Origin of the sequence: Photobacterium sp. BZF1 (genome assembly GCF_014349205.1) — a bacterium.
Taxonomy (GTDB): Bacteria; Pseudomonadota; Gammaproteobacteria; order Enterobacterales; family Vibrionaceae; genus Photobacterium.
This window is the reverse complement of sequence record NZ_JACSOF010000115.1, coordinates 1-21,617: the sequence shown is the minus strand read 5'-3', so window position 1 is coordinate 21,617 and position 21,617 is coordinate 1. Positions and strand designations below refer to the sequence as shown.

The 21,617-nt window shown below is 46.9% G+C and carries 15 protein-coding genes and 1 riboswitch; of the genes, 3 read left to right on the top strand and 12 right to left on the bottom strand.

Going from position 1 to position 21,617, the window contains the following annotated elements:
- The 3 genes from BIZ37_RS21675 to BIZ37_RS21665 form a co-directional block, all read right to left on the bottom strand.
- Positions 1-539 (bottom strand): ABC transporter permease (locus tag BIZ37_RS21675; RefSeq protein ID WP_187463283.1); only part of this gene is annotated, 539 nt, incomplete at its 3' end.
- A 3-nt stretch (positions 540-542) separates the two neighbouring features.
- Positions 543-1,664 carry an ABC transporter ATP-binding protein gene (locus BIZ37_RS21670; RefSeq protein ID WP_187463282.1) on the bottom strand — a complete coding sequence of 374 codons (1,122 nt, stop codon included), beginning with the start codon at positions 1,662-1,664 and terminating at the stop codon, positions 543-545.
- A gap of 27 nt (positions 1,665-1,691) precedes the next feature.
- Positions 1,692-2,348, bottom strand: coding sequence for an ABC transporter permease (locus BIZ37_RS21665; protein WP_039458410.1), 657 nt, complete (start codon positions 2,346-2,348; stop codon positions 1,692-1,694).
- Positions 2,349-2,811: 463 nt separating this feature from the next.
- On the opposite strand from BIZ37_RS21665, the gene BIZ37_RS21660 reads away from it, so the two are divergent.
- On the top strand, positions 2,812-3,309 hold the full coding sequence (locus BIZ37_RS21660) for an oxidoreductase (protein ID WP_187463281.1): 498 nt from the start codon (positions 2,812-2,814) through the stop codon (positions 3,307-3,309).
- 12 nt (positions 3,310-3,321) lie between these two features.
- Entirely contained in the window at positions 3,322-4,455 is a 1,134-nt protein-coding gene (locus tag BIZ37_RS21655) for a GGDEF domain-containing protein (RefSeq protein WP_187463280.1), read from the top strand.
- Between the two features lie 92 nt (positions 4,456-4,547).
- Here the strand turns inward: BIZ37_RS21655 and yiaY are convergent, their stop codons facing one another.
- The 7 genes from yiaY to cobA form a co-directional block, all read right to left on the bottom strand.
- On the bottom strand, positions 4,548-5,696 hold the full coding sequence (gene yiaY, locus BIZ37_RS21650; protein ID WP_187463279.1) for an L-threonine dehydrogenase: 1,149 nt from the start codon (positions 5,694-5,696) through the stop codon (positions 4,548-4,550).
- A 368-nt stretch (positions 5,697-6,064) separates the two neighbouring features.
- The gene (locus BIZ37_RS21645) at positions 6,065-7,561 is read right to left on the bottom strand and encodes a lytic polysaccharide monooxygenase (RefSeq protein WP_187463278.1); all 1,497 of its coding nucleotides are present in this window, start codon (positions 7,559-7,561) and stop codon (positions 6,065-6,067) included.
- Positions 7,562-7,648: 87 nt separating this feature from the next.
- Positions 7,649-7,748: riboswitch (cyclic di-GMP riboswitch) on the bottom strand.
- 244 nt (positions 7,749-7,992) lie between these two features.
- Complete coding sequence (locus BIZ37_RS21640; RefSeq protein ID WP_255526856.1) at positions 7,993-9,786, bottom strand: bifunctional protein-serine/threonine kinase/phosphatase; 1,794 nt, start codon at positions 9,784-9,786, stop codon at positions 7,993-7,995.
- Between the two features lie 94 nt (positions 9,787-9,880).
- The gene (locus BIZ37_RS21635; RefSeq protein ID WP_187463277.1) at positions 9,881-11,356 is read right to left on the bottom strand and encodes a NarK family nitrate/nitrite MFS transporter; all 1,476 of its coding nucleotides are present in this window, start codon (positions 11,354-11,356) and stop codon (positions 9,881-9,883) included.
- A 293-nt stretch (positions 11,357-11,649) separates the two neighbouring features.
- Positions 11,650-11,988, bottom strand: coding sequence for a nitrite reductase small subunit NirD (gene nirD / locus BIZ37_RS21630; RefSeq protein WP_107299157.1), 339 nt, complete (start codon positions 11,986-11,988; stop codon positions 11,650-11,652).
- 14 nt (positions 11,989-12,002) lie between these two features.
- On the bottom strand, positions 12,003-14,612 hold the full coding sequence (gene nirB, locus BIZ37_RS21625; RefSeq protein WP_187463276.1) for a nitrite reductase large subunit NirB: 2,610 nt from the start codon (positions 14,610-14,612) through the stop codon (positions 12,003-12,005).
- A gap of 64 nt (positions 14,613-14,676) precedes the next feature.
- Positions 14,677-15,534 (bottom strand): uroporphyrinogen-III C-methyltransferase, encoded by an 858-nt coding sequence (cobA, locus tag BIZ37_RS21620; RefSeq protein ID WP_187463275.1) that lies wholly within the window; start codon positions 15,532-15,534, stop codon positions 14,677-14,679.
- A 402-nt stretch (positions 15,535-15,936) separates the two neighbouring features.
- On the opposite strand from cobA, the gene BIZ37_RS21615 reads away from it, so the two are divergent.
- The gene (locus BIZ37_RS21615; RefSeq protein WP_187463274.1) at positions 15,937-18,678 is read left to right on the top strand and encodes a nitrate reductase; all 2,742 of its coding nucleotides are present in this window, start codon (positions 15,937-15,939) and stop codon (positions 18,676-18,678) included.
- A gap of 89 nt (positions 18,679-18,767) precedes the next feature.
- Here the strand turns inward: BIZ37_RS21615 and BIZ37_RS21610 are convergent, their stop codons facing one another.
- Positions 18,768-20,309 (bottom strand): glycosyltransferase, encoded by a 1,542-nt coding sequence (locus BIZ37_RS21610; RefSeq protein ID WP_187463273.1) that lies wholly within the window; start codon positions 20,307-20,309, stop codon positions 18,768-18,770.
- Positions 20,306-20,893 (bottom strand): bifunctional 2-polyprenyl-6-hydroxyphenol methylase/3-demethylubiquinol 3-O-methyltransferase UbiG, encoded by a 588-nt coding sequence (locus BIZ37_RS21605; protein WP_187463272.1) that lies wholly within the window; start codon positions 20,891-20,893, stop codon positions 20,306-20,308. The genes BIZ37_RS21610 and BIZ37_RS21605 overlap by 4 nt, the downstream gene beginning before the upstream one ends.
- Positions 20,894-21,617: the final 724 nt, after the last annotated feature.

Below are 21,617 nucleotides of genomic sequence, written 5' to 3'. Positions count from 1 at the left end.
GTACCGATGTTGATTGCAAATGCAGTACGGATACCCGCCATGATGACGTACATCGCGTTTGGCAGTTCAACCTTGACCAACTGCTGCGTTGGTGTCAGGCCAATACCGGTCGCCGCCTCTTTCAGGTGCGCAGGTACAGACAGCAAGCCGGTGTAGGTATTGCGCAGAATTGGCAGCACCGAGGCAAACGCCAAGGCAAAAATGGCTGGCTTGTCACCAATGCCCAAGAAGCTCATCGACAATGCCAATACTGCAAGCGTTGGTACCGTGGTACCAATGTTGAAGATCTGCATCACCATATCAGCGGCCTTACGGCAAGCTGGGCGGCTCAGAATAATCCCTACCGGTACACCAATCAGGATCGCAATCGAACCTGAAATCAGGGTCAGCTTGATATGGTGGCCCGACAGGTAAATGATTTCATCCCAGTAATAGATGAACTGCTCGACAAAACCCGATGACTGGGCCCAGATCCCCAGCAGGAATACTGTTACCAGTAGTAGCGCATTGAAATAAGGGCTTAAGTTAATCGACTTCATCCCTTACCCCTTTTTACGGAAACTGGCTCCCAGGTGGTGTGTAATACCACGCTGTGAAATTTCACCACACAATTGACCTTTCTCGTCGACCACCGCCAACCAGCTAATATCGTGGGCAAACATCTTAGAGACAACCGCACGCAAGTCCTGCTCCTGGTTCATCAGGATAGGTAGGCCATCGTAGTGGTCGCTACACAAGCCGCGCTGGCTCATGGCAACAGATTTGGTGATCATACCAATAGGCTGGTTCTGGTTATTCACCATCACAATCATGCCGTGGCCGTAATCATTCATGCGCTGCAGGGCGACATCCAACGTGTCGTTCGGCGATACGGTCGGAACATGGCGCTCCATCACTTCACCAGCCGTCGATAGCTGAAGGCGCTTCAAGGTACGGTCAGTACCCACGAAATCTGCCACGAAGTCAGTAGCAGGGTGTGCAAGAAGTTGGTCTGGGCTTGAATATTGCTCAAGCTGGCCATCACGGAAGATTGCAACCTTGTTTGCCATCTTCACGGCCTCATCAATGTCGTGCGATACGAACATGATGGTTTTCTTCAGCTCTTTGTTCATCTTCAGGAACTCTTCCTGAATCACTTCACGGTTGATCGGGTCGATTGCACCAAAAGGTTCGTCCATCAAAAGTACCGGTGCATCGGCCGCCAACGCACGGATCACACCGACACGCTGCTGCTGGCCTCCTGAAAGTTCATTCGGGAAGCGCTTCATGAAGGTGTTTGGATCCAGTGCCACCATATCCAATAGATCTTTGGCACGTTGGGTACAACGCTTGGCATCCCATCCCATCAGCTTCGGGATCAGGCTGATGTTCTCTTCGATGGTCATGTTCGGGAACAGACCAATCTGCTGAATAACGTAACCGATATTCCGGCGCAAAGTTACCGTATCGATACCAGTCGTATCTTCACCGTTGATCAGTACGCGGCCAGAAGTTGGTGTTACCAGACGGTTGATCATCTTCAGCGTGGTGGTTTTACCACAACCAGATGGGCCCAGCAGGACACAGATTTCACCGGTCGGTACTTCCATGTTGATATGATCGGCTGCTGTCACCACACCCTGTGGTGTTTCAAAAACTTTTGTCAGGTTCTCAAGTTGAATCATGAAAACGCCCTCTTAAATTCGTAAAACTTAGCCGTGAACGACGACACCTTTCGGTGTGAATTTCTTTTGGATTTTCGCCAATACCGTATCGGCAAAAATTGCCAATAGGCTCACAGCTACAGCACCAACAATCAGCTGGCGCGGATCAGACTGGCTGATCCCCCGTGCAATAAACGTCCCCAAACCACCGGCACCGATGTAAGTCGCGATAGCCATAACACCGATGTTCATCACCACAGCAGTGCGCACACCAGCCATGATCACCGGAATAGCCAGTGGGATTTCCACCAAACGCAGGCGCTGCATATTGGTCAGGCCGATACCCCTTGCTGCTTCTCGCAGGGCCGGGTCAACGTTGTTAATTGCGGTGTAGGTATTACGAATAATTGGCAACTGCGAATACAGCAAAACCGCAATCACTGCAGGCAGATAACCAATACCCTGGCCGATAATCGACAACACAGGGATCATGATCCCGAACAAGGCAATAGAAGGGATCGTAATAATAATGGACGCAACGTATAGCACCACATTGGCGACACGTTGATTCTGGGTAATTGCGATACCAATAGGTACCCCTGTCATCATGGCTAGACCAACGGCCAGGCTCACCAACGACAGATGCTCTACAGTGCGAGAGACAATCACATCCCAGTTGTCCAGAACGAAATTGAAAATTTCCAATTTGCACTCCTGGATTTACGAGTTGAACACAGATTGTTTAATGAGTGTTTCCGCTAAGCGCCGGAAACATTGATACAACCACAAGGTTGTCAAAACAGGGGCTCCGCCCTGATAGACATGGTTTACACCATAAGCTCACTTGTCAGACCAGAAGTCATACAAGCGAAAAAGGAAGGGGGGATTCTAGTGAGTAAGCCTGACTAGCTCAAGTTTTTTCAGAAATTATTTTGATCTCACAGCTTGATCGTGTTTAAAAAACACCCAAAAACACATTAACCTCATGATTATTAATGTCGCGAAAAATAAAAATTTACAACGTACTCATCCTATTTTGTTTTGATTTCTTTGCCTCACATGTAAAAGAAGCAGCTACAATTATATCCAAGCAGCTTAAGTATCCCTGCCGTAAGAAGTGCTCTGGAGTAACGGTAGAGAGTTCAGGACGACAATTGGAGGAGTTCCAATGCAGCTTGCAAGCCCGAAGTTAACAATACGTTGTCTTTTATATTGTTTTGGCCTTTTCACTGCATTTTCGGCATGGAGCCAGAGTATTCCATTGGCTTTGTCAGGGACAAACCAGTCAGGCGATAAACTATCCCTCGTGCTCGAACGTAACCAACTCGAGCAGCTCCCCCAGTCGTCATTCTCTACCCACCTCCCTTGGTTAGAGCAAAGTGCTACCTTTGAAGGGGTGCGCCTACTGACACTGCTTGAGCACTTCAAGCTTTCTACTTCCAAGTTGAAGTTACTCGCCCTCAACGATTATTCCGTTGAGATAAGCCATGACTACATCAAGCAGTACAATCCATTGATTGCCATCAAGCAAAACGGTCAATACTTGAAAGTTAGAGATTACGGCCCGTATTGGGTGATAATTTCCCTCAATGAACATCCCGAAGCTGCCAAAACCAAGCACCTTGCCAATATGGTATGGCAACTCACCGTTATTGAAGCTCAGTAAGCGGGTTGAAACATGGGAATAAGCCGCCGTTTTACCTCCCTGCTTATCTACATCACCCCGTTACTAATTATCAGTATCTTAGTCGCTGTGACCGCCCTGAAACGCAATTCAGATATCATTGCCAACAGCCAAAATGAGGCAGCCTGGTATGTACTCCAACTACACAAGGAGTATGCCGAGTTTCACCTCCAGCTTCACCGTTATGCGGTCGGGACCAGTGACCATAACGATATGATGTTGCAATATGAGATCCTGTGGAGCCGTTTCAAGACCATTCTCAACAACACCCATATCAGCCACCTTTACCATTTCGATGGCGCCTATCATCAAATCAGCAAGCAATTTACTTATATTCAATCGATAGAGCCACAGCTTATTGAGTTCGAACCGGGCGATCCCGGAGCGGCGATTATTAATGACGTTAAGGATCACTACGAAAACCTGGTGATATTCCTTAGCCACAAATTTCGCCTTTCAAGTGGAGACCTACTAAAACGGGTCGAAGCCACCCATACCATGAAACTACTGGTGTACTTCTTACTCTGTGCCATCGTATTACTTGGCGGGATTTTACTGTGGGCGCTTTGGCGTGAGTCATCAGCAATGCGCAAGTTGGCAATGAGCGATACATTAACAGGGATCCATAGCCGTTTATGGCTCAACCAACACCTTAAAGAGTTGGTTAGTAAACAACAGCCATTTAGGTTTTATCTTATTGATTTAGATGGCTTTAAAACCATTAACGATACGCTGGGGCACCATGCCGGCGATGAACTTTTGAAGACAGTGGCTGCCCGCTTGGCGGTTCTGAGCGGCGAACACTACCATGTAGCCCGTATGGGTGGCGATGAGTTTGCCGTGATCGAGTCTCTGGCGGTTCAACACGAGATCAATATCAGCCAAAAACTGCTTAACAGTTTTCAGCAGCCAGTAATACTGAATGGCAAAAGCTACCCTATCTCGGCCAGTATCGGCAGTAGCGAGTACCCGCTCAAAGCATCCAATGTCAGTGAAGTGCTACAACAAGCTGATTTTGCTATGTATGAGGTCAAACAGCAGGGGAAAAATGGCGTGATACATTACGAAGGATCAGCAGTACCGAATGGAACTGCACCAACTCTCAAACGCTTCACCAAAAGCCTGTAAAAGCGACTCGTCGAAAATTGGCATTAAGCCCAAACAAAAAAGCGCCCACCGAATGGTGGGCGCAACTTTAATCGTGCAGTGGTATTGGCTGATTACATTGCCGCAGCAAAGATAGCCGAAATTTCTTCGTGGCTTGCTTGTTTCGGGTTAGTGAAACCACACGCATCTTTCAGCGCGTTATCAGCAAGAACCGCAATATCTTCTTCTTTCGCACCTAGCTGCTGAAGACCTGCTGGAATACCCACATCTTTAGACAGCGCCTGAATCGCTTCCAGCGCCGCTTCCGCACCCTGCTCTGCCGTCAGGCCTTCAACATTCACACCCATCGCTTTCGCAACGTCTTTTAGGCGCTCAGGACAAACCTGTGCGTTGTAGCGCTGAACGTGTGGCAGCAGTACCGCGTTACATACACCGTGTGGCAGATCGTAGAAGCCACCTAGCTGGTGCGCCATGGCGTGAACATAGCCCAGTGAAGCATTGTTGAAAGCCATACCAGCCATGAACTGTGCATAAGCCATTTGCTCGCGCGCTTCAATGTTCTGGCCGTCTTCTACAGCCGTACGCAGATGCGCTTGGATAAGCTCGATGGCCTTGATTGCTACCGCATCAGTAATTGGTGTTGCAGCGGTAGAGACATAAGCTTCGATCGCGTGAGTCAGCGCATCCATACCCGTCGCAGCCGTCAGAGAAGCCGGTTTTGCCAGCATCAACTCAGGATCGTTCACCGACATCAATGGTGTGGTGTTCTTATCAACGATTGCCATTTTAATGTGGCGCGCTTCATCGGTGATGATACAGAAGCGGGTCATTTCACTGGCGGTACCAGCCGTAGTATTGATCGCCACCAGCGGCAGCTGAGGTTTCGCAGACTGGTCAACACCCTCGTAGTCAGCAATTTTGCCGCCGTTAGACGCAACAAGGGCAATACCCTTGGCACAGTCATGCGGTGAACCGCCACCTAGTGAAATCACGAAATCACACTCGCCGTCTTTCAAAAGTGCTAAACCTGCTTCAACGTTGCCAATTGTTGGGTTTGGTTGTGTACCATCGAAAACAACAGAATCGATGTCGCGCTGTGCCAACAGGTCTGCTACCTGCTTGACCATACCGATTTGGCTCAACACTTTATCAGTCACAATTAGAGCTTTTTTGAAGCCGTGCGCTTTCACAGCATCTGCCGCTTCTGTCAAACAGCCAGCACCCATCAGGTTTACCGTAGGGATAAAAAATGCGCTACTCATGATAAATTCTCCATAACTATCAAAAACTAATTACCAAAACCTGCTTGCATACAATATTTTTTGCTTCGCCTAAACAGGCTGTCCGTAATCAGTCTCTTGTCTACGGGTAGAAACCTACCACCAGAAAAGTGTGCAACAAATTGATCTGGAACAAGTTATAAATCCGAAAGAAATATTCATGCAATGTAGTTTGAGCCAGATCACCAATTCAACAAGTTACACATTAGTTTTGTTTCCATATGGAAACACTGATTTTCATTTCATCACTAAGAGCGGTTTCTTTTTGTGATCTTACCAGCATAAAAAAACGCTGACTTATGCCAGCGTTTTGCTCTCTATCGAGAAGGATAACTATTTGCTTTCGCTAATTATTGCTTTATCCAAGCATCCTGCCATGCTGAGCCATACCCCGGCTCATAATGATGCGCAGAGTCAATATTACACCAGCCACCTTCAGGGAATGGACGACATTGATAGGTATTACCGTCGCGGCTAAGTACTACCGTTTCACCGGGTACGTAGCTACCCATACCTTCAGGGTAGGCATAATCGTAATCACCACCACCTGAACTGTCCTTGATAGTCACCGACTTGGTTTCAACAACCTTATGTTCACTGCTACCTTGCTCGGCTGCTGTTACCACCACGCTGAATGAACCCGTCTGGGTCGTGAACACCGATAGATCGATGTTACCGTTATCGACAATGTCACTTGCCAGTGCCAACTGGTGGCCAGTGCTATCGAGTAACTTCATGTTGATCAGGTAACGACCTTCTGAGCTTACGATTGCATCAATGTAGGTTTTACCATCGCTACCCTGGGTGTAGTCACTTTCTAGGCCTTGAACTGTTACCGGAGCGGGTTCAATCACATCCCCATCGCGAACATCCAACGCGTAGTTGTAATCCGGGTTGGTGACAAAGACTTGGTTGGTATACAGATCTGATGGTTGATAAACGATATCGCCGGATGCTTCTTCCACACCCACCTGGGTAACTGTTGGGTATTTATCATTGATCAATTGGGCAAGGTCATAAGACCACGTATTGATGTTCTCGTTAGCGGCCGTAATTGGCAGCTTTTCGAATACAATTTCAGAGCCTTGCTTGTTGAAAATACGGAACCAAACACTGTCACCGTCTTGTGCCTCGACACCCGGTTTGACGTACTGTCCCTTAGAAGTCCACTCAGGCGGTAGCACCTCACCATCAAAGCGGATATCGCTACAGTTGTAGAACCCTTCACCGACAGGATCATTTCGCTGCCAGCGGGAAACCAAGGTTGCTTCGCCGGTTCGACCGCTTGGCAGGGTGACGTCAATCAGGTAATACCCGTCCGTCACTTTAACGTCGCCGGCCGTATCAATCAGCTCCAAATCATCCCAGCCCAGACGGCTATGGGCAGCATTGTAGCCCGGCTTAGTGATGTAAAACTGCCAGAAGCTCGGGTTGTGCGGTGCCGTAGCCCGGTAGCGAAGAGTGAATGTTTCTCCCGCTTTCATGTCGGTACGTTGCCAGTGCTCTGAAGCGACACTCATGCCGCTCTTACGCGAGTCACCGCCTGAACAAATAGTACCATCAGGAACTGCAGCCTTAACCGCATCCATTTTGTCGTAGTTCGGCACTAGGGCAGCAAACTCATTCTTTTGCACGATTGGGTAGGTTCCTGACTCCAGGAACGAGGCACGACAGGCTTCATTCGGGATCTGCGACCCGTCAGAAGGTCCCCAGTGCCCGCTATCGTTGTAACAGATAAGTTGGCGGGCCGCTGGGAATTCAGCATAGCCGTGAGCGTTTACATGTAATGGAGAAAGGACGGCCACGACTGACACAGCGCCCAGGGAAAAGTTAATTACTTTTTTCATGTTTAGCTTCCATTATGATTATTTTGGGAAGCCAGCTAATGGGAAAAAGCCACTACTTTGATCTTATTTTGACCTTGCTTATTCCTATCAGGTAACCCCGCTACCCTAGAGTCACCGATAAAAATGGATACTCCTTAGGTCGGAAGTTTTGCGCCCTACCCTTTCGAGTAATTAGCCTTTAGCTGACGATATATAAATGAGTCAATTCAATCTTGGTTCAAGTAAAACCGATATACTGAAGAAACTCGGGTATATTTATAGTGTTTTTTTAAGCATCAGCAAAAATTAGCGACAAGTAATGGAAGGATGATCTCATTTAACTTTTATTAATTAAGATAAATAAATTTATTTGACAGAAATTAAATATATAACATTGATAAACCTATTCCCCTTACCAATGAATTATAGAGCTAGAATTGAAAGGATTAATATTAACTCATTGCGATGATAACTTGAACAATAACAATAATAAATAAGCAAAGTGAGGTGATTTTCCAAAACTGTACCGGATTCTTACTCTTCAAAGGTCGCTTGTTCGCTTGTTTGAGCACTTGTGAAGAAGGGTTGGATAAGTCACAGAGCAACTCTGAAAGGGCGTCATAGCGCTGACTGGCCTGAGGGAAACACCCTCTACGAATGACGACATCCAACCATGCAGGCAAGTCATCACGATAATTCTCTAAAGGTGTATATTCCGGCCATTGGTTGTTTGCCTGCGGCGGTTTAAATGTATTAGGGAAAGGGTAAGGATAATGGCCAGTTAGCATTTCATAAATAATGATGGATATAGAATACATGTCAGACCTCATCGAAACTTTACCGCCAAGTAAACACTCGGGTGATAGATATTTAATATCACCAACAGGTATTGTTTCAGATATAGGGTTTTGTATTTCATCAAAGTGTTCAGAATAAACTGAACCAAAGTCAATAATGACAATTTGCTCAAATTGATTAACGATTAAATTTTCTGGCTTAATATCACGGTGAATGAGCCGATGGCGCTGCATCACACGAATCGACTTAATTATTTCCTCAGCCATTACCCGAACTTTTTCAATATCAGGTTTAGGGTTATCATCCATCCATTGGCGAAGTGACTTACCTTCTACCCATTGGCAAACATGGTAGAGAAAAGGAGATTGGCGTGAAAAAGGGTGGATTTTCATTACTCTCTGATGGGATATCTGCTCACCAACCCAACCTTCACGGACAAAGCCCTGCAAATACTGGTAATCTTCTGCAAAATTGAGTGAAGGCATCTTTAACACATAACGCTGATTATCAAATTCGCTGACTGCCAAATAGATATGGCTGCGGGGGCCACTGTACAACACGCGTAATATTCGGTACTGATCGATTCGATTACCCTCTTCCATGACCGGGGGGATCGCTCGTTTGGTCAACTCCCCAATGTACTCATCCATAGTCAAAGTCGGTAACGCTTTTATATCAATCAGCAAGCTGGATACATTATCCTGGCTCCCTGCCGCCAGCGCTTCCTTCACCAGTTGTTCGGATAGGGGTTCATCAACATTATCTATAGACGATAACGCCTGCTGAATATGGGCCTCATCCAACCATTCGTGGATACCGTCGGTTGCCATCAGTAAACGGTCACCTTCTTCCAACCGGATTTGTTGGAAATCGACTTCAATATGGCTATCCATCCCCAGCGATCGAGTCAGAAAGTATTGCTGACCATATTGATGACGGCGATGATCTTGGGTGAGTTGGGTCAATGCCCGATTACGGTAGAGATAGGCGCGGGTATCACCCACATGCATGATGTAAGCCGTGTTGGATTTGATAATCACTGCACAGAAAGTGGTTACCATGCCATTGTGCTGGAGTTCACTCTGGCTACCTTGATGGAAAAGCCACTGATTCAAGGCATGCAGCACTTTTCCTGCCGACTGCTTAACCCCCCAGGTTTTCGGTGTGGCGTAATATTCTTCGATAAACTGGGTCACACAAACCTGACTGGCCTGCTGCGCCTGTTCGCTGCAACTGACGCCATCGGCCAAGCAGGCAACGACGCCCTTGTGCAGGAGTTCGTCGTGCTTTTTAGGCTGATAAACCGCAAATGCATCTTGGTTGCTTGGCTTGCATCCGGCGACTGAATAGCCCCCGACATCAAGTTCGAGGGTACTCCCTTGGCGGATCCGCTTCCTGTTGACGGACATTGAATTAGGGGCAGTCCCTGGCTGAATAGTTTCGCTCATCCACACTTCCCCCTACTATCACTGACTTTACATTCATTAATTACAGCCACTTCCGGCCTGCAAGACAGGCTGTGCCCCGCAGGCCGGAAATCACTTAGCGGTTAGCAACATCAATCATCATGATGCTACCGTCTTCATTGACCTCGGCAATTTGCCCGCTTGGCTCTTCCATCATCAACAAGGTGATAAAACCAATGACTGCCGTGGCAGCAATGACATAGAAGAAGGTGCTGTAATCCACTACCGATAGAATAGTGAGGTAACACACAGCACCCACATTGCCGTAGGCACCTGTCATCCCAGCGATTTGCCCTGTCATACGTCGCTTGATCAGAGGTACAGTAGCAAATACCGCACCTTCACCGGACTGAACGAAGAACGAGCAGGCCATCGCGGCTACCACTGCCAACCACACCGGCCAACTGCTATCGACCTGCCCCATCAGGAAGTAACCTGCGGCCAGCCCTGCCGTCAAAATCAGCAGCGTAGGCTTGCGGCCAAATTTATCTGAAATCCAACCACCACCTGGGCGGGACATCAAGTTCATGAAGGCGTAGGCCGATGCAACCATACCGGCCATCACCGGCGTTAGCTCAAAGGTTTCCGAGAAGAATAATGGCAACATCGAGACCACAGCTAACTCCGAGCCAAAGGTGGCGAAGTACAACACATTTAGAATCGCGACTTGCTTGAACTTGTATTGGTGTACCTCTGGTACTGGCTTCTCAAAAACGTTTTTGTTAACGCGCCATACTTGCAGCACTTCATAGCAATAGATCACCGCCAGTACGATATAGATGGCCACCACAGTGCTTTCACCTAGCATGCCAATCCCGGTTGGTGAAAGCTTCCAGGCCAGCAGTGCCAGAGCGCCATACATCGGCAGTTTCATAAATAGCAGCAGGAAGAAGTCGCCTTTCGAAGTGACTTCCATTGCGCCCAGTTGCTTGGGCTTGAAATAGGTTGCTCCTTTCGGTGTATCAGTGACATTTTTATAAAAAACGAAAGAAAACAGCAGGCTCATGACCCCGGTAATGGCCATGGCATATCGCCAGCCATCATCACCACCAAACATGACTGCAACGGTCGGCAGGGTAAATGCTGCTGCAGCTGAGCCAAAGTTACCCCAACCGCCGTAGATACCTTCTGCTGTTCCAAGCTCATTATGCGGGAACCATTCCGAGACCAAGCGGATCCCGACAACGAACCCGGCCCCAATAAAGCCAAGGGCAAAACGGGCAATGGCGGCCTGAACAAAGCTGTCGGCAAAAGCGAACACAAAACAAGGGATAGAACAAACAGCTAGCAAGGCAGAATAGACCAATCTAGGTCCATATTTATCGGTGAGCATACCGATGATAACCCGGGCAGGTATGGTAAAAGCGACATTGAGGATCAATAAGGTCTTTATCTCTGCTGTTGTTAATCCTAGTGAGGCTTTGACCGATTGGAGTAGTGGCGCAAAGTTGAACCACACAAAAAAGGTAATGAAAAACGCAAACCAGCTAAGATGGAGAATTTTCATTTTCCCCGTAAACGAAAAGATATTGAACTTGCCTGTTTCTGACATCTTGGTGTTTCCTTTTTTATACTGACTTGTCATTACTATTGCATTGTCCATGCCATGTTTTTATTTAATTTAAAATCAACACCTTAAATAGATATAACTCATAAATAACAGCCCCAAAGCACCAACATAAGCCAAAGTTAAATATTCAAGCACCAATTTGAGTCAAATGACACCATTCAAGGCAGCATTGACTTATTTACATTACAAAAAATATCAATGTAAAATATAAGGTTAAAAAAAAATTAAAAAAAATCACAGCCTTAGCTGTGATTTTATCTCAAAATTACGATTTGCTATAAATTAAGTTGCACATCCTCACCCTGACAGCGAACTGAAAAAGTTTTCAATTTCACTTCCGGTTGTTCGATGCATTGCCCTGTCTGCAAATTAAAGTGCTGTTTGTATAAAGGGGAAGCGACCACCACCTCATCGCCTATCGACCCCATAATCCCACGAGACAGTACATTCGCCTCACCGATTGGATCATAGTTCTCAACGGCGTACAGGGAATCTGAACGGTGACAGTAAAAAATCGCCACTTGCTCATGGCCCCAAAGGACACAAACCCCTGAGTTTCTGATCAGCGCGTCACGATGGCACACGGTATACCACTCTGCCTGCTTCTGCTCCATGCTAGCCTCACTCTTTATTTTGTAATATCAATAACATTAATGGCTTCACCAGCGAATCCTCGGGGCGAAATGCCAGCCGTTAAATTGGCCTTAGCTTGTAGCTCAACCTTTTCTTGCTTGGTCATCGGTCGGCGTTGCCCCCGCTCAGTGACATAGGCCAACTGGCTATCCTGCTGCTCGCTGTTGATAAAATGCCTGAAACGCTCAAGTTTCTCCGGTGACTCCAAGGTTGTTTTCCACTCACACTGGTATTGGCCCAAGGTGCGAGCCATTTCCTGTTCCAACTCTTCGCCAAGCCCCAAGTGATCGTCAATCACCACTTTCTTCAGGTAATCCAAACCTCCTTCAAGGTTCTCCAACCACACCGAGGTACGTTGCAACCTGTCAGCGGTACGAATATAGAACATCAACAAACGGTCGACATATCGCACCAACGTTTCGGCATCTAGGTCGCTGGCTAGCAAATCCGCATGGCGGGGACGCATCCCGCCGTTACCACACACGTACAAGTTCCAACCATTTTCGGTTGCAATCACGCCGATATCTTTAGACTGGGCCTCGGCACACTCCCGGGTACAACCCGAGACCGCAAACTTGAGTTTATGCGGTGCACGCAAGCCTTTGTAACGGTGTTCAAGATCAATGGCAAAGCCAACACTGTCATCCACCCCATATCGACACCAAGTACTCCCGACACAAGACTTCACCGTTCGTACCGACTTACCATAGGCATGGCCAGTCTCAAACCCGGCATCGACCAAAATACGCCAGATCTCTGGTAATTCATGCAGTTGGGCGCCAAACAAGTCGACCCGCTGGCCTCCGGTGATCTTGGTGTAGAGATCGAACTGCTTGGCGACCTCACCAAGGACAATGAGTTTGTCCGGGGTGATCTCCCCACCCGGAATGCGCGGCACTACCGAGTAAGTGCCGTCTTTTTGCATATTTCCGAGGAAAATATCATTGGTATCCTGCAATTCGAGGTGCGGCTCTGCCAGTACGTAGTCATTCCAGTACGATGCCAGCATTGAGCCCACCGCTGGTTTACAAATATCGCAGCCAAGACCACTGCCATACTCGTTGAGGAGGGCATCAAAGGTGGTGATCTTTTTCACCCTCACCAAATCAGCCAGTTCTTGGCGGGAATAGGCAAAGTGCTCACAGATATGGTTGCTGACTTCCACCCCCATGGCCGCCAGCTCAGCATCCATCACCTGCTTGGCCAGCGCCGAGCATCCACCACAACCGGTTGATGCCTTGGTCGCTGTCTTGAGATCGGCCATTGAACTACAGCCATTGGCCACGGCCTGCTTGATCTGCCCCTTGGTCACGTCATAGCAAGAACAAATCGAGGCAGTGTCGGGCAAGGCTTCGACCCCCAAACCGAGCGGGGTACCTTCTCCTTCAATCTGGGGCAGGATCAACACCGCAGGGTTCTCTGGCAACGGCATATCATTCAGTTTGGTTTGCAACAAGGACTGGTAATTACTGACATCACCTACCAGCACTGCACCCAAAATCTTGTCGCCTTCCGGAGACAGAATTAAGCGCTTGTAAACCTGCTCCAAATCATCGCTGTAGGTGTAGGACAACGCGCCCGGTGTCGAGCCATGCACATCGCCGATACTGGCAACGTCTACGCCCAGCAGCTTAAGCTTGGTGCTCATATCAGCACCGACAAAAGACAACCCGGCTTCTGGTTGGCAGAGGTGACATGCCAATACCTTCGCCATTTGGTAACCCGGCGCGACCAAACCGAAAACCCGCTGTTGCCACAAAGCACACTCACCAATGGCATAGACATCCTCGGCACTGGTCTGGCAATGATCATCAATCACAATCCCGCCCCGTTCCCCGACTTCGAGGCCACATTGCCGAGCCAAGGTATCTTGCGGGCGGATCCCGGCAGAAAACACGATCATGTCGGTTTCCAGGTACGAACCGTCGGCAAAGTTCATCCGGTAGCGACAGGACTCACCGGCAACAATCTCAGTTGTGGCTTTTTCGGTGTGCACCGAGACACCTAAAGACGAGATCTGGCGTGCCAGCAAGTCACCCCCGCCCTGATCAAGTTGAACCGCCATCAAGCGGGGAGCGAACTCCACCACATGGGTATCGACACCTAACTGCTTAAGGGCATTAGCTGCCTCCAAGCCAAGCAGTCCGCCACCAACGACGACACCCACCTGGCTCTGTTCGCCGGACTCGGCAATCGCATCCAGATCCTCGATTGTCCGGTACACATGGCAGTGCGGTTGGTCATTGCCCGGGATCGGTGGGACAAAAGGGTATGAGCCGGTAGCCAATACCAATTTGTCATAATGTTCACACCGGCCACTTTGGGTGACAACCTGCTTCTCGTTGAGATCTATCTCGCTAACCTGCTCATTCAGCAGGTACGTTATCCCGTTTCTCAGGTAATCAGATTCATTGGCCAATGCTAAATCCTGCGCGCTTTTCCCACTAAAATAGCTACTAAGCTGTACTCGGTCATAGGCCAATCTTGGCTCTTCAGAAAAAGTCAGGACACTGAACTGTGACTGTGTATCCTGAGCAACGACATCTTTAATAAACTTATGCCCGACCATGCCATTGCCGATCACAATGATTCTTTTCTTATCCATTTCTGCTCTCCCCTGAGCCACTGACTTCACTACTCATTTTCTCTTACCCTCAGGCCAATCACCCTCATGCTGAGAGCTTGAGCTGTTTCTGTTGCTGTAGATCGGCTGCCTGGCTGAGCCATTGCAGTTGTTCCGATAGGGCGACAACCTCACCCACGACAATCAAAGCTGGCGATATCACTTGATGCCGTTCTACTAGCTCAGGCAAATGTTGTAACTGTCCTGTGACTGTGCGTTGTTCAGGACAGCATCCTTTCTCAACCAAGGCGACAGGAGTGGTAGGGGCGGCTCCACCAGCCAGCAGCTTGTCCCTGATCAGGGCTGATTTTGTGACTCCCATATAGAAAACCAAGGTGTGTTCAAGCTGCGCCAGAGCTTGCCAGTTAAGATCGAGTGACTGCTCGGCATGACCGGTAACAAAGGTACAACCTTGCGAGTAACCCCGATGGGTAAGAGGGATCCCGGCATAACTGGTGCAACCGGCAGCTGCAGTGATCCCCGGGACGACTTCTACCGGTACCTCTGCAGCTTTTAACACCAACATTTCTTCACTGCCCCGGCCAAAGATAAAGGCATCTCCCCCTTTTAACCGGCATACTGTTTTGCCCTGCCATGCCAGCTCCACCAGTAGTTCATTAATCGCTTCCTGGCTGACACTGTGCTCCCCTTTGGCTTTGCCGACATACAGCGTCTGGGTGGTAGCCGGAAAACAAGCTCGTATCTCTTTACTGACAAGCCGGTCATAAACAATCACATCGGCCTGCTCAATACTTTGCATTGCCCTTAATGTCAGCAACATAGGGTCACCCGGACCTGCGCCTACCAATTCTACTTTTCCAACCTTTCGCCCTGATGGCCCACAGGCACCGCTAAGATAGCGCCTTGGCGAGTTAACGCCTGTCCGTTCTCTTATCGTTGGCATACATCTCCTACTCGTCCATATCCTTGAAATCTCTTATCTGGTTAGAGCAAAGACGATGCCAGCCTGTATCACAGGCCTCCAGCAAAGCGCTTAAGACCTTGTTCTTTAAGTATAAAATCCCAACCATCAGGAATAATATGGGTGAAATAGCCCCGGCACAGTTCGATGGACTGCCCAACCGCCGTGCAATAAAAGCGCAAACCTGCACCAAAATAGCCAGATAAACAGCATTTCATATAAGCATGACTACCACTTTAGGGTTAGACTCAAAATAAAACACCAATCTCAGGCAAAACTAAAGACACATAATCCAAACCAAGGCATCAGAAAAGCATAGGGAAAGCTGGCCTAGTTATTGCTCAGTCATCTGGTAATAGATTTCAAGGCCAAGGAGAATGACAGGTGAGCCAAAAAGACAGTACTTGGATTAAATCAACCTGTGCCTACTGCGGAGTAGGTTGTGGCATTGAAGCCAGAACAAACAACAACGGAACGTTGGAAATTCGTGGGGATAAATCACACCCAGCCAACTTTGGCAGGCTGTGTTCGAAAGGACTGGCACTGGGGGAAACTGTTGGCATCGAAGGGCGATTGCTAACACCGAAAATCAAGCATCAGTTCAGCTATCAAGAAGTTTGCTGGGAAGACGCTATTACTGATGTTGCAAGCAACTTCAATGACATTATCAAGAAATATGGCAAAGATGCGGTGGCTTTCTATGTATCGGGGCAACTGCTCACCGAGGATTACTATGTCGCCAACAAACTGATGAAAGGCTTTATCGGTAGTGCCAATATCGATACCAACTCTCGGTTGTGTATGTCATCGAGCGTTGCTGGGCACAAGCGGGCATTTGGGGCCGACATCGTACCGGGTTGCTATGAAGATCTCGAACTGGCCGATCTCATCGTGCTGACCGGTTCCAACCTCGCGTGGTGCCACCCTGTCCTATTCCAGCGAATTCGGGAGGCTAAGGCCAAACGGCAATGCAAGATCATCGTCATCGATCCACGCAGTACCCCCACCTGCGATATCGCCGATTTGCACCTTCCCATCCAACCGGGCAGTGACATTGCCCTGTTTAACGGCTTACTGGCTTACCTGAGTGAAAACCATGCCGTTGATTACAACTACATTGAGTCGTCGACTGACGGGTTGGATTTAGCACTGGCATCTGCCTTCCGCTTTGGTGATATTGAGTCAGTACAAGCCGTTACAGGACTTGAAAAAGCGCAGATCCTCGCCTTTTACCAACTCTTTGCCACCATCGATAAAACTGTCACCGTATACTCTCAGGGCGTTAACCAGTCCACATCCGGCACCAACAAGGTCAACAGCATCCTCAACTGCCATTTGGCAACCGGTAGGGTCGGCAAACCCGGCAGCACACCTTTCTCGGTCACCGGTCAACCCAACGCCATGGGAGGGCGAGAGGTCGGCGGGTTAGCCAATATGCTAGCCGCCCATATGGACTTTGATAACCCTGACCATACCCAGCAAATCCGCAAGTTTTGGCAGACCGACAACCTTGCGACATCGCCGGGCCTCAAAGCCATCGACATGTTCAATGCCGTTGAGAGTGGGAAAATCAAGGCCATTTGGGTAATGGCGACTAACCCTGCAGTCAGCCTGCCTGATAGTGAAAGGATCAACACTATTTTGGCCAACTGCCCCTATGTGGTCGTGTCAGATTGTGTGGCCGATACTGATACCCTCCGCCATGCAGATGTGGTGTTACCTGCGCAAGGCTGGAGCGAGAAATCCGGTACGGTGACCAATTCTGAGAGGCGTATTTCGCGCCAGAGACGCCTGCTCCCCTCACCAGGAGAAGCCAAACCCGACTGGTGGATCATCAGCGAAGTCGCTAAGAAAATGGGCTTCGGCAATGCCTTCAACTACCAAAACGAGGCCGATATATTCCGTGAATATGCCCAAATGACCGCTTTGGGCCAGGAAAAGTACACACCGTTTAGTGATGTTTCCCCACTCACTCGCCCACTCAACCTCCAAGGACTTGCCAACCTCAGTACCCGGCAATATCACCATATGGCACCACAGCAATGGCCAGTTATAGAGTATAACCAGCCCACAGCCCGTCTATTTGCCAATGGTGAGTTTGCTACTCCTTCGGGGAAGGCGCAGTTTATTGCAACCGATCACCGGCCTCCAGCCATGGCAATATCAGAGCGCTATCCCTTTAGACTCAATACCGGACGGATCAGGGATCAATGGCACACCATGACCCGAACCGGCCTATCATCCCGGCTCAGCGAACACCTCAGTGAGCCCTACCTCGATCTGTCGCGGCAAGATGCCAAGCAGTTATCGGTCAAACAGGGTGAATTGGTCAAAGTTTCAAGCGAGCAAGGTAGCATCTTACTGCGCGCCCAAATCAGTAATGAGTGCCAACAGGGCCAAGTGTTTGCCCCGTTCCACTGGAATGATTGCAACACTAGCATGGGAAAGGCCGACACCTTGATTGCACAGCACCGTGACCCACTCTCCGGCCAGCCTGAGTTCAAGGCAACAGCGGTCAATATCGAGCCGTCGCCTTATACCAGTGAAGCCTTGTTGATCAGCCAAAGAAAAGATGTCGCTACCCTACTGAGCGACCAAGAGCACTGGACAAGCCAACGAACTCACAAAGGTTACTTACTCCGTATCACATCCAAGCAGCCACCAGCGCAGTTGCACCACTTGTTAGCACAATCCCTCATAAAGGATGGAGCCACAGGTCAACAGCGAATCAATATTGAAGCTGAGCCTGAAAGTCGCTTTGCCCTATTCAAAGGTGGCCTGATTGAAACGGCCTTTATTGTCAGCGACAACTTGCAAGGCCGCATCGACACAGACAGCTGTAATGAAAAAGATTATGACTATTTGTACACCCTAATTGGCCGACCGCTATCAGACCCGCTGGTGCAGACCTTGTTCACCGGCAAAACCCCGCCAGAACACCAAAATGGCCGACTGGTATGCGCGTGTAAGCAAGTTGGCGTGAGAACCATTGAAAAAGCGATTCGAACTCAATCTTGTTGTTCGGTGAATGACATTGGCAAGGCAACCCAAGCAGGCACAGGCTGCGGAAGCTGTGTCTCGGAACTGCAGATGATGCTGGATGAGGTACGGGTAAGGGAGGGGTAAAATAGACACTATCTATCAAGATATTATTTTCATATGATATTGGTTATAACGTACATTGAGGGTGTAATTACACCCTCAATAGATACAATTTAAAAAGTAATTTCCCCACGGGTTAAATCGGTAATTACTTGTTTGACATTAGTATTTAATAAGTAAGAGTTATGACACTCGGATTTAATCTCATCGCGTTTTAATGACGATGATTCAATAAATGAAAGCACATCTTCATCTTTCTCAAACCCAAAATAATCGCCAGCAGTATGAAAACCATCACCATACTTAAAGCAAATAGGAGGGATACCAAGCGCAAGTGCTTCTAGTACAGATGTCCCTCCGCCTTTCCTTCTTGGGTTAAAATAAAAATGTACATCAGAAAGATGTTTTTCAATGCGTTCAACAAATCCTGTACAACTTACTTTCCCCAAAGGAATATTATAACTTACAAGCGCATTACGTATTGTGCTTGTTAACTCAACACCAATAAAAACAAGCCTGATCTTACTCATTTTTTTCACTAAGTAAGATAATCTTGTAAGCGTTTCATGGTTTAATTCTTGCTCTAACCGTGAACCAACAAGAGCAATTTTAATGTTTTTATCCTTTAATTTGTTTTTTTTGTTATTACTTAACTCAAAACGAGTTGAATACGGGAAACGTGTCTCAACTAGAGGCTTACTAAAGCTATCAACGGTAACTCCATCATACTCTGTTAGTTGACGACAAATGGCAGGGTATTCAAAATTCACTCTAGGGGCCGTGAAAGAGCATGGTAAATTATATATATCACAATACCGTGCGACTATGTCGGCATAAAGATTAGAGTCACCTATCGATATCATATATGCTTGAGAGTTCTTTAATTCTTTCAATAGTGAACGGCTGCGTGCTAGCAAATCACCATCAAGAGAGTAATATGGATACTCGGCACCTTTATAAATCATTATTGAGTGGTCTTTATTTGAAGACCCTAAATAGCTATTATCTTCAATATTAACAATTATATGATTCGAGTACTCTTGAATAAAATTACCTTTAAATATGTTACGAGAGTAAATATCAAGATCAAAGTTAAATGAATTAGTACAAATTATCCCTACTCTCAACCCTTTATCCGATAAATTATTAGCTACAGTTAAGGCAGTTAATGTTGGTCCATGGTTATAACCTAAAAATTGACTACACAAAACCCAAGCATCAATATCTTCATTTGCATTACAATCAAGATTGCTATACTCCAAAGGAGTGCGAATAGCATTATAAACAGCATCTGTCATTGATTGAAACATGCTGATCAAAATGCTAATAGGAATATTTACCTTAGAAAGAAAGTCATTTCTAACCATTGTCATGTAAACGACATATTTTAGCTCTGAAGGTACTATATTTGATGAAAAATAAGCCTCATGACAGTTAATTAAAGTATTGATGCCATAATCTTCGTTTAATAATTCAAAAAGTTGAGAATAGTTTTTATGACAAGAATGTGATAGGAATAGTAGTGCATCGCCATATTGTCTTTCTGCTAATGCTATTTTTGCTAAATAGCTAAAAATAGAACTATCGGAGCAGGTGTTTAGATAATTAAACACTTCATCAACATTACCTTTTTTGTAAAGCTCAATCGGGTTCATGACGCACTCCAACTTTTTACCAAGATTTTTGCTTGAGGTCTTCCTTTTACTAAGTGCATAAATTTTGAGTCATAAAAATCAAACTCATCAAGGACATAATACTCTTTAAACAAGGCTTTTATATCATGTGAAGTGATATCCCATAAATGCCATTTATTATAATGCGTGGTTTTTTTATTAGGGAAAGACAGCAATATTTCATTAACTTGGCAACGCTTAGCTAAAGAGACTAACTCTCGAGGGTCTTTTAAGTGCTCAATCGTTTCAAGGGACATAAGAATATCAAACTTACCTTCAATACTTTCAACCGCCTTGCACTCAAATTGAGTTCTATTTGTAGTGAAGTGCTCTTGAGCGTGTACAACAGCATCTTTATCAGCATCAAAACCTGATATTTTTGTTACATCAGGATTTTTAGCACATAAATAAGCGCCATACCCAACCCCACAAGCGACATCACAAACTTGACCATAAAGATATTTTCTCGCTAAAGCGTATCGCTCTATATGACGTTGAAAAAGAATCTCTGATTCTAATTTATCGACCGTATTCTTGTTTATATTGATTCTTTCAATTAAACTCATTTGCTATCCTTTGCAGACATTGTAAATAAAATGTTGTTATAGTTATTTTCAAAATCTTTAATCTTAAATAAAATTGTATTGCTAACGATAAGAAGAATAATTAAGCGCTCAACCTAGCAGGTGAACATATTGTGTCAAAACCACCAAATTTGAAACGTGACATACTTCTCAACTTATCTCCTCGTAGGGTCATAAAAGATTGTATAAACAAATGCTAGTTGTAAAACGAGATCCCCTATCGCCCTGTTGGGTATTTTAACTTTGATCTACCTTACTCAACTAACCTCTATATACTATTCCTGAAATTAGTGAAATGTTCAAGGTATTGAACTTTTGACTTCAGATTCAAAAAAGATCCGAATATCTGCAAGTCCTTCGATGCAGTGGGATGATTTGGGTATGGTGGATTTAATCCCTAGATTCCAAATGCAAAAAGGGCCCGCATTTCTGCGAGCCCCTCGAATGTGGCGGAGTGCTCCGGGTATGGTGGATTTGACTCAAATCCCTTTTTCAGAATCCAATGCATACGAAAAAGCCCAGCGTTTCCGCTGGGCTTTTTCTGAATGTGGCGGAGCGCTCTGGGTATGGTGGATTTGAACCCTAGATTCCAAATGCAAAAAGGGCCCGCATTTCTGCGAGCCCTTCGAATGTGGCGGAGAGATAGGGATTTGAACCCTAGATACGCTATTAACGTATGCCGGTTTTCAAGACCGGTGCTTTCAAC

Bases quoted from the DNA above. Each gene is read 5' to 3' on its own strand.
- BIZ37_RS21640 (WP_255526856.1), bottom strand. From the start codon at position 9,786: ATGAGCGAAACTATTCAGCCAGGGACTGCCCCTAATTCAATGTCCGTC.
- BIZ37_RS21610 (WP_187463273.1), bottom strand. From the start codon at position 20,309: ATGAACCCGATTGAGCTTTACAAAAAAGGTAATGTTGATGAAGTGTTT.
- BIZ37_RS21645 (WP_187463278.1), bottom strand. From the start codon at position 7,561: ATGAAAAAAGTAATTAACTTTTCCCTGGGCGCTGTGTCAGTCGTGGCC.
- BIZ37_RS21635 (WP_187463277.1), bottom strand. From the start codon at position 11,356: ATGTCAGAAACAGGCAAGTTCAATATCTTTTCGTTTACGGGGAAAATG.
- BIZ37_RS21670 (WP_187463282.1), bottom strand. From the start codon at position 1,664: ATGATTCAACTTGAGAACCTGACAAAAGTTTTTGAAACACCACAGGGT.
- BIZ37_RS21605 (WP_187463272.1), bottom strand. From the start codon at position 20,893: ATGAGTTTAATTGAAAGAATCAATATAAACAAGAATACGGTCGATAAA.
- nirB (WP_187463276.1), bottom strand. From the start codon at position 14,612: ATGGATAAGAAAAGAATCATTGTGATCGGCAATGGCATGGTCGGGCAT.
- BIZ37_RS21660 (WP_187463281.1), top strand. From the start codon at position 2,812: ATGCAGCTTGCAAGCCCGAAGTTAACAATACGTTGTCTTTTATATTGT.
- nirD (WP_107299157.1), bottom strand. From the start codon at position 11,988: ATGGAGCAGAAGCAGGCAGAGTGGTATACCGTGTGCCATCGTGACGCG.
- yiaY (WP_187463279.1), bottom strand. From the start codon at position 5,696: ATGAGTAGCGCATTTTTTATCCCTACGGTAAACCTGATGGGTGCTGGC.
- BIZ37_RS21655 (WP_187463280.1), top strand. From the start codon at position 3,322: ATGGGAATAAGCCGCCGTTTTACCTCCCTGCTTATCTACATCACCCCG.
- cobA (WP_187463275.1), bottom strand. From the start codon at position 15,534: ATGCCAACGATAAGAGAACGGACAGGCGTTAACTCGCCAAGGCGCTAT.